This window comes from Enterococcus sp. DIV1090, assembly GCF_050537975.1.
GTDB classification, from domain to species: domain Bacteria; phylum Bacillota; class Bacilli; order Lactobacillales; family Enterococcaceae; genus Enterococcus; species Enterococcus faecalis.
The window spans coordinates 2158843-2175163 of sequence record NZ_CP172917.1; the positions used below are offsets into that span (position 1 = coordinate 2158843).

The window sequence follows — 16321 nt, forward strand, 5'->3', positions numbered from 1 at the left end:
TATTTATCCCCCAGTCGTAAATTTCCTTTTATGCTTGCATACAATAAGCATATTCTTCAATCATAGTTACCATTAATGCGATTAAATCTTCTGGTACATCTAATCCTTGATCCGTTAATTGAATTGTTGACACCGTTCCCCATAGACGCAGTAAACAAATTTTATCCACAGGATTTTGAACATAGAAACCTGAATTAGTACTGTCATAAAAATCAGCTTCACTGTTAAATAAGGTAAATTTGTCTTTGTAAGGGGCACTTGCATAAGGGCAAAATGTTTCACAGTTACCACATTCGTTACACATCCGATCAACATGGACAATTTGTGGTTTTCCTTCGACATACACAACAATATTTGCTCGGTTTGGACAGACATCCATACAAGATTCACAAATTGTGGAGCATTCTAAGCAACGACTAGCTTGACTACAAGACATCTCGTCTGTTACAAGGATACCTCGTTTGTTTCTAACAAATGCAACATCACTATTTAAATTATCTTTTTCATAGTGATGATTGTGGACAAGACAAATATTATTTGCCGCTTTTGTTGCATCAGCGATTGCTTCAACAATTGTGGCTGGTCCTAAATTAGCGTCACCAATGACATAGACGCCTGGTATATTTGTTTCCAATGTTTCTTGATTTGAAACGACTTTCCCATAGTTGTCTGTGTGAATGCCTAATGCTTGGTAAAATTCTGTATCTACTTTTTCACCAACAGCGGCAATCACTGTATCAGCAGGAATATCAATCATTTCTCCTGTACCAATTGGACGACGGCGTCCAGAAGCATCTCGTTCACCTAGGACCATTTTTTCACAAGTTAATTGTTGATTTTCATGTTTAATTGGCGAAAGTAATTCTAAAAAGTCAACGCCATCTTCTAAGGCTAAATAAAGTTCTTCTTCATCTGCTGACATATTGCGTTTATTCCGACGATAAACCACTGAGACTTTTTTAACACCAGGTAATGTTGTGGCTGCACGAGCACAGTCCATAGCTGTATTTCCGCCACCAACGACGACAATCTGTTCTCCATAAGGATTAATTGTTGGATTTTCTCGGTTTGCTTTTAAAAATTCTAACGAATTCAATGCTCGACCAGATTCTAAACGAAGGACCCCATGTTTCCATGCACCAATGGCATAAATAACATTCGTATAGCCTTGGTTTTTCAATTCTGCCAATGATGGCGCCTCTTGTCCTGTACGGAATTCGGCTCCCATAAATTCCGCTAACTGAACGTCTTTTTGAACAGATTCCATAGAAATTCGAAATTCTGGTACAATCTGGCTACAAACGCCCCCAATTGTCTCGGATTTTTCAAACACAGTAACAGGCATGCCTTCACGTGCTAATAAATACCCAGCAGAGATCCCTGCAGGGCCTCCACCCACAACAGCTGTTTTAGGTGCATTTTCTTTTGGCTGTGGCTTTTCTAGTGTCGTCAATAATTCATCATAAGCATGTTCAGCTGCTTCTAACTTCACTTCCCGAATATGAATAGATTCTTCATAAAATTGACGTGTACATTTAGTCATACAAGGATGTGCACAAATGGTTCCAGTAATAAAAGGCAATGGATTTTTATCGACAATTACTTGCAAGGCCTTTAAATAATTACCTTCACTTACATAACGAAGGTAAGCAGGAATATCCTGATTGATTGGACAACCACCGTCACTTCGACAAGGAGCGATATAACAATCTGTTAGTGGAACTGTTTTTCTTAGTTTGGTACTTTCTGGTAATTTAATTGATTTTTGGTAACGTGCTTGTGTTTTAGCTTTCTCAACAACTTGAGCTAATTTATCCAAGTTGACATGAACCATCTGAGGATATTCTGCTGCGCCCAATACATTAACAACTTGATTCATTCGTTGATAGCCACCAGGTTTCAACAGCGTCGTTGCCATAGTGATTGGCCAAATCCCAGCATCAAATATTTCTTTACTATTGAAAATATCTGCACCGCCAGAATAAGAAATTTGTAGTTTCCCATCAAATGCTTCTGATAATTTTTGTGCCAATGAAATACTAAGAGGAAATAGCGAACGTCCTGACATGTACATTTCATCACCAGGTAATTCATTTGCTGCAATCGTTACTGGGAAAGTGTTCGTAATTTTAACTCCGAAGCTTAGATTTTTACTATTAGCTAATAATTGCAGACGTTGTAACATCGGTACTGCTTCTTCAAATTGTAAATCTTCTTTAAAATGGTGATCGTCAAAAACCATATAATCAAACCCTAGCTCATCCATCGTTTGACGCGCATATTCATAACCTAACATGGTTGGATTACATTTAATAAAAGAATGGAGCCCTTTTTCACTTAATAAATAGGCCGCAATTCGTTCAATTTCGTCTGATGGACAACCGTGTAAAGTCGACAGCGTAATAGAATGACAGACTTTAGGACTAATTGCTTCGATATATAAGTCATCTACTTTTTTAAAATAAGATAGATATTTTTTGGCAGCTGCTTGGCATTCCGCCCAAATCGGCGTTCCTTCTGCGTTCTGCATTTCGTTAATATAACGATCAATTTTTGGTGATTGAATCCCTGCCAAATCATAGCCAACACTCATATTAAAAATGAAACCATTCGGGTCACCTAGCTCGAACTCTTTACTAAGTAACTTCAAAACGAACCATGCTTTGACGTATTCATCATAAGCTTGGGGAACGCGCAATTCTGTGGACCACTCAACGTTGTAACATTCATCTGCTGCTGCGATACATGGTTTACTCACAGGTAAATCTTCTCCATCCAGTATCTGGACTGTCTTAACTTCAAAAAAACGAGAACCTGTTAAATAGGCCGCAATAATATTTTGTGCTAATTGTGTATGAGGACCTGCTGCTGGACCACAAGGGGTTTCCATTTTTTCTCCAAATAACGAAATCGTTTTTGTAGGATCCGCATGATAAAATTTACGAATGCCAAAAATTGTGCCATCTTGTTGATACTCACTAAAAATCCAATTTAATAAAGCCTCAATTGAGATGGGATGCATAATATCACTCATTAACGTCACTCCTTTTATTTATAATGAAAGCTATTGATTTACTCGTTTCCAGAAAGATTGTGCTTGCGTTTGCGCATCATGCCAAACTTTCTCTTCATCAATTCCTTGAACTTCACGATTACGCATCCGAATTTCTCCATTAATCACCGTGTCAGTGACCATCCCACCATTCATGCCGAATAAAATGTGCATGTTATAATTCTCTTTTGTCATTGGTGTCGGGCCATGATAATCAACAATAATGACGTCTGCTGCTGCATTAGGTTCTAAAACGCCTAGCTTTGTTTTAAAATAGCGATTAGCCATTTGCGGATTATTATCAAACAGCATTGTGGGAATTTCTGCCCAAGCCGCATTTGGATCAGCTAAATGATGTTTGTGGATAACATTTCCTACCTTATAGGATTCCGTCACATCATTCGTATAACCATCTGTGCCAAGACCCATCAAAATACCATACTCATTAAACATGCGCATCGCAGGTGGGCAACCGACCGCATTCCCCATATTCGACTCTGGATTCGTGACCACCATTGTGTCTGTATCTCTTAGTAATTCCATCTCATGAGGTCCAATATGGATGCAATGGCCTGCCATTGTCTGTTTTCCTAAAATCCCTAAATCAAATAATCGGTTCACAATCGGCTTCCCATATTTTTTCAAAGAATCATGAACATCGGCTAAATCCTCTGCAATATGAATATGATAACCAATCCCATCTGGCGTATTGGCTGCACATAATTCTAAAGAAGCATCTGATAAAGTAAATGATGCATGCATACCCATCATCGCTTTTTGCATATCATCATTTCTTAAGGAACTGGCTTTAATAAAGGCGGCATTTTCTTGAACTGCTTCCCGCATTTTCTGCTCACCATCGCGATCAGAAACTTCATAACAAAGGCAGGTTCGAATCCCTAACTCGTCCGCTGCATTAGATAATTGGGTTAAACTCCCTGTAATTTCTCCGTAACTAGCATGATGATCAAAGACAGTTGTAACGCCGTTGCGAATACTATCTAAATAAGCAACCTTACCACTTTGATAAGTGTCTTCTAATGTCAAGGCACGATCAATTCGCCACCATTGATCTACCAAAATATCCATGAAATTTTTAGGATGATAATTCGTTAAACTTAACCCACGTGCAAAGGTACTATAAATATGATTGTGCATGTTAATAAAGCCTGGCATAATCACTCCACCTTTAGCATCAATAAATGTCGCTTCTGGATAAGCTTGTTTTAATTCTTCTGTCGTTCCGACTTGTTTCACAACTTGACCATCAATCGCCACACACCCATTTTCAAAAAAATGATTCTGCGCATCCCGAGTGATTAAACGCCCATTTCCAATTAATAACATGTATTCTCCTCCTATTTTCCAACCTATTCCCCACATGTAGCAAACGCTTACAAATCAATCGCTCAATCATTCACGAATATAGCTTGTCTAGCTTTTCTAATCTATATTTCCTACGAAAAGCATTTGAAGCGCTTGCATTTTTTTACTAACGAACTCATTAACTTGATTAAAGTATATCACCTTACCTTAAAAAAAACAATGCTACCTAAAAAATATTTTTTAGAATTTTGACAGCCGTTATCTTGTATTATTATTTTTATCATGCTATCATTATTTTTCAGAACAGGTAGTACGCGACATTAAAGGATTTAGCCCTGCCTATTCCATTTAAAAATATTATGTTAAATTTGACACAATCTTATAAAAACTGTTTGTGCCAGGCACATTAGAAAGGAGCTTATTTATGTTATCCGACGAAAAACTTACTTTTTTAACACAAATTGCTAAAGGTTTAGCTGGTCAATTTGGGGAAAACTGCGAAGTCGTTATCCACCAAATCAATGAAGACAATATTAACAACTCTATTGTTTCCATCGAAAATGGTCATGTCTCTTCTCGTCATCTGGGCGATGGACCTTCTCAAGTAGTCTTAGAAGCCTTAAAAAAAGACCCTAGTGAGTTGAATGATCATATTAACTATCTGACCCGCACCCATGATGGTCGTATTTTAAAATCTAGTACAATGTATTTTAAAGATGAGAATGGTCAACTCGATGGTATTTTTGCTATTAACTACGACATCACTACATTGATCGCTGCAGAGTCAAACTTAAAATCTTTGATTTCCACTGCAGAACCTGAAGAAGATAAAGACCCTGATTACATTCCTCAGGATGTTAATGAGTTGTTAGACGATTTAATTCATGAATCAGTCAAATTAGTTGGCAAGCCGGTTCCATTAATGACGAAGGACGATAAAATCAAGTGTATTCAATTTTTAAACAATAAAGGCGCCTTCTTAGTCACTAAATCTGGGGACAAAGTTTCTAACTTCTTCAATATTTCTAAATATACGCTATACAGTTATATTGATGCGAAATAAAAATGGAAATCGATGGACGATTTGTTGTTAAGACAAGTCGTCTATTCTCTTTTTTCCTTCACTATTCTACTTTTTCTAAAAGACTTTTTAAATAATAGTAAGAAAAAGTAAAAGGAATTAATTTTTTATTTTAGTTATGGTATGATAGATTGAGTTTAATTTAAAATAACGAAAAATTAAAGATATAGAAATTGGGGGACAACAAATGGGGATTCGAAGTCATTTAGCAATTGCTGCAGGAAAAACTTCGCAATGGGTTTTACAAACATTTTTTAAAGGCGGCAGTAGCTACCCAGGGAAATTAGCCCTAAAAATCGATCCTAAAATTTTAGATACATTGGCAAAAGACTATGAAATTGTCGTAGTCACTGGAACGAACGGCAAAACATTGACAACTGCTTTAACTGTTAACATTTTACGCCAAGAATTTGATGAGGTATTAACAAATCCAACGGGTGCTAACATGGAGCAAGGAATTGTCTCTACTTTTTTAAATGCCAAGGCGAAAAAAGGACAAAAGAAATTTGCGGTGTTAGAAATTGATGAAGCAAGTTTAAGCCGCGTCACTAAATATATTCAACCAAAATTATTTGTTTTTACGAATATTTTCCGCGACCAAATGGATCGCTATGGTGAAATTTATACGACGTATCGCTTAATTATGGAAGGCGCCGCTGCTGCTCCTGAAGCAACTATTTTGTGCAATGGTGATTCGCCAATTTTTAATTCAAAAGAAACTGTAAATCCTCGCAAATACTATGGATTTAATCATTTACCACCGAAAGAGCAATTGGCTCATTACAATACAGATGGGGTTTTATGTCCAAAATGTAATCATATTCTTCATTATAAAATGATTACGTATGCTAATTTAGGTGATTACTATTGCCCAAATTGTGGCTTCAAACGCCCTGAATTGGATGTGCAGTTAACGGAAATGGTCCGGATGGATAATACATCTGCTGATTTTGTGATTGATGGCGAAGAATATGGCATTGCTGTTGGTGGGATGTATAATGTTTATAATGCGCTAGCGGCCACAGCGGTAGCAGAATACTATCAGGTGGCACCAGATAAAATCCGAGCAGGCTTAGCTTATGATGAAAAAGTTTTTGGGCGTCAAGAAACTATTAAAGTTGGCGATAAAGAATGTACGTTAGTTTTAGTAAAAAATCCCGTTGGTTTAAATCAGGTCATTGATATGATGGGCTTAGCCCCTTACTCTTTCTCGCTGGTTTCATTATTAAATGCCAATTATGCAGATGGAATTGATGTCAGTTGGATTTGGGATGGTAATCATGAAGCCTTTGCTGATATGGACATTCCAAAAGTAATTGCTGGCGGTGATCGCCATGAAGATATGGCCTTGCGTTTAAAAGTTGCGGGTATTCCTGAAGAAAAATTACTAGAAATTCCTGATTTGGAGCAAGTAATTTCAGAAATTAAAACGTTGCCGACAGATCATGTCTATATTTTGGCAACCTATACTGCTGTTTTGCAATTAAGAAAATCATTAACAGCCCAAGGGTATATTCAAGGGGGAATGAATGGTGTCTAAAGAATTAGTCGTTTGTCATTTATATGGCAACTTATTAAATACTTACGGAGATAACGGAAATTTATTGATGCTTAAATATTTAACCGAAAAAATGGGCGTTACCTTCCGATCAGAAATTATAAGTATCTACGAACCGTTTGATCCCGAAAAATATGATTTAGTCTTTGTTGGTGGCGGTCAAGACTTCGAGCAATTGATCATCTCAGAAGACATTCAGAATAAAAAAGAAGCTTTGACTTCTTATATTGAAAATGACGGCGTCTTGTTAGCTATCTGTGGTGGTTATCAACTTCTAGGACATTACTATGTCGGCGCACAAGGCGAAAAAATTAAAGGAATCGGTGCGTTAGATCATTACACTTTGAGCCAAGACAACAATCGTTTCATTGGTGATATTGAAATTTATAATGAAGAATTTGATGAAACGTATTATGGTTTTGAGAATCATAACGGCATGACTTTTTTAGGCGAAGGTGAACGACCTTTAGGAACAGTCAAACAAGGCAAAGGCAATAACGGTCAAGATAATGGCGAAGGCGTTGTCTATAAAAATGTGTTTGGCTCCTACTTCCACGGTCCAATCTTAGCACGCAACAAAAATCTAGGGATTCGGTTAATTCGGACCGCTTTAGAGAAAAAATATGGTGAACCGATCGCTATTCCTGAAACGCTTTATAAATAAAAGAAGAATCTAGTTCCTACATATAGGGCTAGATTCTTTTTCATTTCTCCGACAACTATTTACATCTTTACAAAATATAGTAAGATAAAGAGGTGCATTTAAAATCGAGAATTTCTCGGACTGGTTCGGAAACTTCCCAGAATAAAAAACTAAGTATCTCTCAATACTAACTCAAGTCATAGCTTTTTTAACAAGAGTTATCATTTGCAGTTAACGAAAAAGGAGGATTGGAAAAAATGCAAAAAGTAATTATTGATTGTGATCCTGGAATTGATGACACGCTTGCTCTCTTGTATGCACTTGCTTCACCAGAGCTAGATGTCCAAGCGATTACAGTTGTTTGCGGAAATGTCCCTGTGGAGATTGGCGTGGAAAATGTTTTTAAATGTTTAGAAAAAGTTAATCGCTTAGATATTCCTGTCTACCAAGGGGCTGCTAGCCCTTTAAAACGGCCATTTGTTAGTGCACAAGATACACATGGCATGGATGGTTTAGGTGAAACATATTTCCCCAGAACTAGCAAAATCCAAGCACAAGCGCTTTCCGCTGCTGACTATTTAGCACAAACCTTTCAACAAGCTACCGATTGCTCAATCATTGCCCTTGGTCCTTTAACAAACATTGCGTTGGCTTTAAAAAAAGAACCTCTTCTGGGACGAAATCTTCAACGTTTTGTCTCAATGGGTGGTACCTTTAAAAGCCACGGCAATTGCTCTCCTGTTGCAGAATTTAATTATTGGTGTGATCCTGATGCAGCAGCTTGGGTTTTTGAGAAATTAGGTGCAAAAATCGAAATGGTCGGCTTAGATGTCACACGAGAAATTGTTTTTACACCAACAATTCTCAATTATTGCCAACGACTCAACCCCAAAATGGGGAATTACCTCGCTGAGATTACTCAATTTTATTTTGATTTTCATTGGAAATATGAACGTATTTTAGGGTGTGTTATCAACGATCCCTTAGCGGTTGCTTATTTTATTGATCCTGCGCTCTGCCAAGGCTTTTCCAGTTACGGACAAATTGTTCCTGACGGCATTGCTATGGGGCAATCAATGATCGATCAGTATCATTTCCAGCAGCAACCAGCTAATTGTCATGTCTTGACTACGGTTGATAGTCAACAGTTTTTCGTGAAGTTTCTATCCATTCTTTTAAATGTACAAATAGATGAGATCGAAAGAGATTTCAAAAATTTAAGGATGGGATAACCATGAAAAAAATAACACCACGAATCATTACAATTATCGCTTTTAGTGTTGCTTTAAATTACCTTGGCAGTACCATTGCATTGCTCCTTCGCTTACCAATCTATCTTGATAGCGTGGGAACTATTTTTACAGGTGCGTTATTAGGCCCACTCTTTGGTGCACTGACAGGTATTTTAACAAGTCTATTAACTGGATTGACAACGGATATCTTTTCTCTGTATTATTCACCTGTCCAACTCTGCACAGGAATTTTAGCAGGCTTGCTCCTTCATCAGCAGTTAAAAGTAACCAAATTACCATTTAAAACGTTGTGGTTAACGATACCAGGAACAGTGATTTCTTCCTTAATCACAGTTTGTTTATTTGGTGGAATTACTTCTGCTGGCTCCAGCATAATTGTCCAATTTTTATATGGTTTAGGCTTAAATCAGTTAGCAAGCGTCCTGTTGGTTCAATTGATAACAGATTACGGGGATCGTCTGCTATCAGTCATCATCGTCACAGCTGTTATCGCTGCCTTACCTAAACGTTCCTTTATAACAAAATAAACTGTTTTAATGCCAAAAAATGAGGAAATCATCTGTTGATGATCTCCTCATTTTTTTAGCGACTGCCAGGTTCTGAAGCTATAATCGTTAAATCACCTTCAAAACGCCAGCTCGGAATATCTGTTGGAAAGATAAAGCTATCGCCTTTTTTCAAATCAAAAGTAGCTACATCTGCTTTTGCAGCATCTTCTGTAATCAATCGACCCACACCTTCAATAACTGTTGCTAATGTATAAGGTGCTTGTTTTTTGACTTTTAGAATCCCACTGACACGCCACTCATAGACATTAAAGAAATCTGTTTTTACATAAGTAACAATGCTTGATTGTCCTTGATTTTCTTGTTGAATAGAGAGGTCAGGATCCTTTGCCGGAACGGTTGTCACATCAATGGATTGTTGAATATGCAATTCCCGGGTCTTTCCTTGATCATCTGTTCGATCATAATCATAAACCCGATACGTAGTATCACTGCTTTGTTGCGTTTCTAAAATTAAAATACCCGAGCCGATGGCATGAATAGTGCCGCTTGGTACATAATAAAAATCGCCTTTTTTCACTGGTACTTTTCTTAAAAGATCGTCCCAACGACCTTCTTCAATCATTTCAGCTAGTTCTTCTTTTGTTTTCGCGTGATGTCCATAAATGATTTCAGCGCCAGGTTCTGCATCAATAATGTACCAACATTCAGTTTTGCCTAGCTCGCCTTCATGTTTTTGGCCATATGCATCATCGGGATGAACTTGCACGGATAAATCATCTTCAGCATCTAAAATTTTCGTTAATAATGGAAAGACAGCGCCACCTGCATGGCCGAATAACTCTTGATGGTCTGCCCACAATTCATCTAATTTTTTTCCTTTAAATTCGCCATTTAAAACAGTACTAACGCCATGTGGATGTGCACTGATTGCCCAATCTTCACCAATTTTATCGCTCGGTAAATCGAAACCAAATAGCGTGTGTAGACGATTGCCGCCCCAAATTTTTTCTTGAAAAACAGGTTGTAAAAATAATGGTTCTTGCATTGACTGTGACCTCCCAAATTGAATTCGCTCTCATTATATCACTAAAAACTAGTCATTTCATCTGAAACTGATGATTTCTCTTTTAAATAGGTTGCCAACAACTGATCTCTTTCTTCGATATAAGTGTTCCGGTGGTCCTCTGGATGGACTCGATTAGATAAAAAGATAAACGCTGATTGTTGTTGCACATCAATTAGCAAAAAAGTGCCTGTATAGCCTGTATGGAATAATAATGGCCGTTGCGTAGCTACATCATATTTAAAATCCCAGCCTAGAGAACGTGGTTTATCTGCAGCTGGCACTTGGTTAACTAGTAACAAATCAATCGTCTCTTTTTTTAAGAATTGGAGATTGTGATAACTGCCTCGATTTAAATACATTCGAACAAATTTTGTTAAATCATAGACATTGCTAAACAAGCCAGCATTCCCTGCATGTTCCCGTAAAACAAATGCCTTAGGATCATGGGTTGCACCTCGAATCAACCCTCGTTGTTCATGTAATTCTGTTGGCACACAGTTTAAAGGATTCTTTGGTAGAAACGTACTTTCGTTCATCCCTAAAGGAAGCAATACTCGCTCAGATAAAATTTCTATCATTGATTGTTGGAACATTTCTTCTAACATAAAGCCTAATAAAATAGTCCCTGCATCTGTATAGACGACTTTTTTACCTATTGCTTTGCCTGCGTGAAATGAATGATTGTAGGCGTCTTTTAATTCTTGAGCATTCAGCTGATCACGATTAGGAATATAGCCTTGTAAATCTGCCGTATGTGTCAACAAATGCCGGATTGTAATATTAGGATCTTGAAAAGAGGGATAATAGGTTTGTAATGATTGATCTAGAATAATTTTTCCTTCTTCCACTAATTGTAAAATAACGGTGGTGGTGCCGACTACTTTGGTTAAAGAAGCCACATCAAACAGCATGGCCGAGGTTAATTGTTCTTTGGTGGGTTTTACTTGTGCGAGTCCCCAACAATTGCTCTCCTCTTTTTCACCTTCAATGAAACAAAAACTAGCCCCCGAAAAAACACCTTTTTTCATCATATTTTGAATTTTCCACTTTGTTTTTTCGTACATTTTTTCACCTACTATTTTTAATATTAAAGGAAAAGTCTAGAATAAGTCCCGAACAAAAGCAGCGTTAAACTTTTATTCCGACTTTATTCCAGACTTGCTAAAACAAGCTTATTTTGTCTGTCTAAGCGTTTATTTTAAGACAAACCACCATTCCAAGCCAATTGGATCAAACACAGTGACAATCGCTTTTTTCTGGTCAATAAAGAACTCTTGATTTTTTGCCGTTAATTGTTGCTCCATTGCTAAAATATGTTCTTGATCAGAGAGCTTAATGGTAAAGAAATCTAAACCTAAGTGTGGATCAGGTAATTGATCCACTTCACTTGTTTCAGGTTTTTGGAATCCAATAGTTGCTTTGCCATCTTCTAAAACAAATTGATCTTTTTCATTGCGTTTTAAACCCAGAACTTCCTCATAGTATGCTTTTATTTCTTTTTGATTGTTTGTTTTCAATTGCACATGCGCTAAATATGACCCAGCGGCTAACCCTTGATGTGGCTCTAAGTCCTCACTGATAAGATCTTCAAGCACAATTGGTTGCTTTTCAGAAGTCGAATTTGCTGTTGCTTCATCGTGAAAAATCTCAAATTGATTGCCTTCAAGATCAGTAATGAACATGCTTTGACGTGTGCCAATTTGGAAACTTTCATCAATTGGGTAGTCTTGTTCAAGCACTCGTTGAGCAATTTGTAAAAATTCTTTTTCCGTAGGAACTTTAATTGAAAAATAAGCCATTTGCTTTTCTTCATTATGAAAATCTTCGGCTTTTCTAGTTTCTTCTAAAATTAATAATTGCGTTCCTGCTTCACGTGTACCCCAGATAGACAGGTTATTTTCTTCTGACTTTAAAACAAAACCCATTACTTTTTTATAAAAGTCGACCATTTCGCCAACTTTTTTCGCACGAATGGCAATTGTTTTTAATGTCGCAGCTTTTTCTAATTGAAATTCAGTCATTTTTTCTGTTACCTCCATTTTCTTCTCTCCCATTTTATACATCTCTTGCTATTTCATCAAGTAATATCCTGTTTTTCTCAAAAGAAAATAGAAATTTTTCAATTTCGCTAACTTTTTGTTAAAAAAATAAGGCTTCAGGAACCAGTCTTTACGACTATGGTTCCTGACGCCTCATCATGAATTAATATTTTTTTGCTTCGCCTTTTAGGCTACTTCTTCTGAAAACTGACTGTTATATAAGTCAGCATAAAAACCGTTTTTCGCCATTAATTCATCGTGGGTTCCTGTTTCCACAATTGAACCTTCTGCCATAACGATAATCGTATCGGCATCACGGATAGTCGACAAGCGATGAGCAACTACAAAGCTGGTCCGATTTTCCAATAAACGATTCATTGCTGCTTGAATCAGTATTTCTGTTCGAGTGTCCACACTTGAGGTGGCTTCATCCAAAATTAAAACGTCTGGATTTGCTAAGAATGCTCGTGCAATTGTAATTAATTGTCGTTGACCTTGAGAAATATTGCTGGCTTCTTCATTTAGAATCGTTTGATAGCCTTCTGGTAATTTTCTGACAAAATCATCCACATGGGCTGCTTTCGCCGCACGGATCACTTCTTCTTCGCTCGCTTGCTCATTACCATAATGAATATTGTCATAGATACTTCCAGTGAACAACCAAGTATCTTGAAGAACCATTGAAAAGTGTGCTCGCAACTCTTCGCGAGATAAATCGCGCGTATCTACGCCATCATATTTGATGCTGCCGCTACTAATATCATAGAAGCGTTCCAATAAGTTAATTAGGGTTGTTTTCCCAGCACCTGTTGGGCCCACGATTGCGACCATTTCCCCAGGTTTAACATTTAAATTGAAATCTTTCATTAATAATTTCTCTGGTGAATAGCCAAAAGCAACATGTTCAAAAGAAACACGATAAGGACTATCTGTTTCCACTGGTACGCCAGAAGGTTCATCCACCATTTCTTCTTCATCTAATACTTCAAAGACACGTTCTGCCGAAGCCACCGTAGCTTGGATTGTATTCATTAAATTAGCGATTTGAGTAATCGGTTGTGAAAATTGATTGGTATATTGAAGAAATGCTTGGACATCCCCTAAATCCATCATACCATTCGCTACTTTTACGCCACCAAGGACTGCAACAAACACATAGCCTAGATTTTTGATAAAGTTCATTAAAGGCATAATGATCGCTGAAATAAATTGTGCTTTGCGACCAGCATGGTATAATTTTTCATTTTCTTTTTCAAATACTTCTTGATCACTTTCTTCGTGGTTGAAACTTTTTACTACTACGTGACCACCGTAGGTTTCTTCGACTTGGTTATTCAATAATCCTAAGCTTTTTTGTTGAGCCGCAAAATGTTTTTGCGAGCGAGGCGCCACAACCATCACAACAATTAAACTTAATGGCACTGTTGCTAAGGCAATTAGTGTTAACTGCCAGCTAATGGTCAGCATCATCCAAAGTACACCCACAAATGTCACGATACTGGTAATTAATTGGGTTAAGTTTTGTTGTAAAGTACTCGCAATATTATCCATGTCGTTAATTGCCCGTGACATGATGTCCCCATTACTATGAGTATCATAATAGGAAATTGGAACTTTGTTCATTTTCGCTTCTAATTCTTGACGTAATTCATAAACTGTTCGCTGTGAAACACGTGTCATAATTACTTGCTGCAAGAAATTAAAGACAGCAGAAATAAGATACATGGCAATAACAATTAATAAAATTTGACCGATTTTGTCAAAATCAATTGGAAAAGATGTTATTTTTAAGCCTTGTTTCATTTCAGCAGCGCCTTTCATGACGCCTTTAAAAATTTCAGTTGTTGCCTGTCCTAATACTTTTGGTGTTTGAATTTGGAAAACGACGGCTGCGATTGCTAATACTAAGACAGCAATAATTGACAGCATTCGTTTAGACATGTATCGAAATAAACGTTTCACTGTTTTCCAGAAATTTTTTGGTTTTGGCCCTTTTGCGCCAATGTTGCGTCCTGGTCCACCGCCCATTGGTCCGCCTTTTGGTCGACTACTCATGCAAGGTCCTCCTCTCTCAATTGAGAATGTACAATTTCTTGATACGTTTGGTTGTTCGCTAATAACTCTTCATGCGTTCCTTTACCAACTAATTTCCCTTCGTCTAATACTAAAATTGTCGATGCTTCCATAACCGTACTTACACGTTGGGCCACTAAAACAACAATTGCATCCGTCATCTGCTCTTTTAAGGCTTTTCTTAAATTAGCATCTGTTTTGAAGTCCAATGCAGAAAAGGAATCATCAAAAACATAGACATCTGCTGGTTTTACTAAAGCACGAGCAATAGCCAACCGCTGGCGTTGTCCGCCAGAAAAATTACCGCCGCCTTGTTCGACATGACTATCCAAACCTTCTGCCAATTCTGAAACAAACGCCTTTGCCTGCGCAATTTCTAAAGCTTGCCAAATTTCTTCATCGGTCGCATTTGGGGCGCCGTATTGCATATTTTCACGAATCGTTCCTGTAAATAAAACAGCCTTTTGCGGTACAAAGCCAATCATTTCTCGTAAATTATGCTGTGACGTTTCTTTAATGTTTTTACCATTTAGTAAAATCTTGCCAGATTCAACATCATAAAAACGTGGTAAAAGATTAACCAGCGTTGTTTTCCCAGAACCTGTCCCACCAATAATTGCGACCGTCTCCCCAGATTTTGCTGAAAAATCTATATCTTCCAGTGCTAAGTTTTCAGCATGCTGGTAACGATAATTAACATGTTCAAACGCCAATGTTGCTTTGTCGCCTTTTAGAGAGAGTAGTTCTGGATTGGGTACATCTTTGATTTCTGAATCAGTATTTAGCACCTCATTAATCCGATCAGCAGAAGCTTGCGCCCGCGGTACCATGACAAAAATCATGGATAGCATCATGAAACTCATCAGAATTTGCATAGCATAAGTCATAAAGGCAATTAAGTTCCCTACTTCTAGTTGCATTTCCGCAATATAATGACCGCCAAACCAGGTGATTGCAATATTGGTACCACTCATAATGAGTGTCATTAAAGGAATCATCAAAGCGACAATCGTATTCACTTTAATCGCCGTTTGTGTATAATCCTTATTGGCTTCATCAAAACGTTGTTCTTCATAGTTTGCTTTGCCAAAGGCCCGAATCACACGAACCCCTGTCAGTCCTTCACGAAAAACTAAATTTAAACGGTCGGTTTTCTTTTGCATGCTTTTAAATAACGGAACCGCTAAAAACATGATACCTCCCACTAAAACAGCCATAATTGGTAAAACATATAGAAAAATTTTCGTTAATTGTGGGTCCTTGTTATATGCCATAAAACTTGCACCAATTAACGTTAAAGGTGCGTTAATCATTAAACGTAAAAACATTTGCATAACCATTTGAATCTGATTGACATCATTGGTTGTTCGTGTAATTAGCGAAGCTGTCCCAAATTTGTCAAATTCATTATTAGAAAAATTTTCAACTTTTCGATAAATATCAGTCCGTAATTTTTTACCTAAACTTTGTGATTCTTTGGTGGCAAAAAAGGTATTTCCAATAGAAGCGACAATGCTAATCAAAGAAAAGCCTAACATGACAACTCCTGTACTCCAAATATAGTTAATATCTCCTTTAGCGACACCGTCATTAATGATATTAGATGTTAATGTGGGCAGATATAAATCTGCGATAATTTGTACGATCATAAATACAACCGCTGCAAAGACCGACCATAACGACATCCGTTTGACTAGTTTAATCAACTAACTTCTCCTCCT

At 37.4% G+C, this 16321-nt stretch carries 12 protein-coding genes and 1 riboswitch; of the genes, 5 read left to right on the forward strand and 7 right to left on the reverse strand.

The genetic code is table 11. From position 1 onward, the window contains the following. Positions 1–28: 28 nt before the first annotated feature. Together ygfK and ssnA are read right to left on the reverse strand one after the other, a co-directional pair. Positions 29–3034, reverse strand: coding sequence for a putative selenate reductase subunit YgfK (gene ygfK, locus IGL48_RS10410; protein WP_048949462.1), 3006 nt, complete (start codon positions 3032–3034; stop codon positions 29–31). Positions 3035–3064: 30 nt separating this feature from the next. Next, complete coding sequence (gene ssnA / locus IGL48_RS10415) at positions 3065–4399, reverse strand: putative aminohydrolase SsnA (RefSeq protein WP_010777862.1); 1335 nt, start codon at positions 4397–4399, stop codon at positions 3065–3067. Positions 4400–4802: 403 nt separating this feature from the next. On the opposite strand from ssnA, the gene IGL48_RS10420 reads away from it, so the two are divergent. The 5 genes from IGL48_RS10420 to IGL48_RS10440 all read left to right on the forward strand — a co-directional run bounded on the left by IGL48_RS10420 (position 4803) and on the right by IGL48_RS10440 (position 9440). Beyond that, on the forward strand, positions 4803–5441 hold the full coding sequence (locus IGL48_RS10420) for a helix-turn-helix transcriptional regulator (RefSeq protein WP_002381503.1): 639 nt from the start codon (positions 4803–4805) through the stop codon (positions 5439–5441). Positions 5442–5646: 205 nt separating this feature from the next. Further along, the gene (locus IGL48_RS10425) at positions 5647–6999 is read left to right on the forward strand and encodes a Mur ligase family protein (protein WP_002362254.1); all 1353 of its coding nucleotides are present in this window, start codon (positions 5647–5649) and stop codon (positions 6997–6999) included. Beyond that, positions 6989–7681, forward strand: coding sequence for a type 1 glutamine amidotransferase (locus IGL48_RS10430; RefSeq protein WP_002356583.1), 693 nt, complete (start codon positions 6989–6991; stop codon positions 7679–7681). Before IGL48_RS10425 ends, IGL48_RS10430 begins: the two co-directional genes overlap by 11 nt. Positions 7682–7795: 114 nt before the next feature. Beyond that, positions 7796–7840, forward strand: a riboswitch (PreQ1 riboswitch). A gap of 77 nt (positions 7841–7917) precedes the next feature. Continuing rightward, the gene (locus IGL48_RS10435; RefSeq protein ID WP_010777863.1) at positions 7918–8892 is read left to right on the forward strand and encodes a nucleoside hydrolase; all 975 of its coding nucleotides are present in this window, start codon (positions 7918–7920) and stop codon (positions 8890–8892) included. A gap of 2 nt (positions 8893–8894) precedes the next feature. Continuing rightward, positions 8895–9440: an ECF transporter S component gene (locus IGL48_RS10440; RefSeq protein ID WP_002356581.1), complete on the forward strand. Its 546-nt coding sequence runs from the start codon at positions 8895–8897 to the stop codon at positions 9438–9440. Positions 9441–9495: 55 nt separating this feature from the next. Here the strand turns inward: IGL48_RS10440 and manA are convergent, their stop codons facing one another. The 5 genes from manA to IGL48_RS10465 form a co-directional block, all read right to left on the reverse strand. After that, a complete protein-coding gene (gene manA / locus IGL48_RS10445) occupies positions 9496–10467 on the reverse strand; it encodes a mannose-6-phosphate isomerase, class I (protein WP_002356580.1) in 972 nt (323 codons plus the stop codon). Between the two features lie 41 nt (positions 10468–10508). Next, entirely contained in the window at positions 10509–11552 is a 1044-nt protein-coding gene (locus IGL48_RS10450) for a serine hydrolase domain-containing protein (protein ID WP_010777864.1), read from the reverse strand. Between the two features lie 129 nt (positions 11553–11681). After that, the gene (locus tag IGL48_RS10455; protein WP_048949461.1) at positions 11682–12551 is read right to left on the reverse strand and encodes a VOC family protein; all 870 of its coding nucleotides are present in this window, start codon (positions 12549–12551) and stop codon (positions 11682–11684) included. 162 nt (positions 12552–12713) lie between these two features. Continuing rightward, complete coding sequence (locus IGL48_RS10460) at positions 12714–14582, reverse strand: ABC transporter ATP-binding protein (RefSeq protein WP_002362258.1); 1869 nt, start codon at positions 14580–14582, stop codon at positions 12714–12716. After that, on the reverse strand, positions 14579–16306 hold the full coding sequence (locus tag IGL48_RS10465; protein WP_010710641.1) for an ABC transporter ATP-binding protein: 1728 nt from the start codon (positions 16304–16306) through the stop codon (positions 14579–14581). The genes IGL48_RS10460 and IGL48_RS10465 overlap by 4 nt, the downstream gene beginning before the upstream one ends. Positions 16307–16321: the final 15 nt, after the last annotated feature.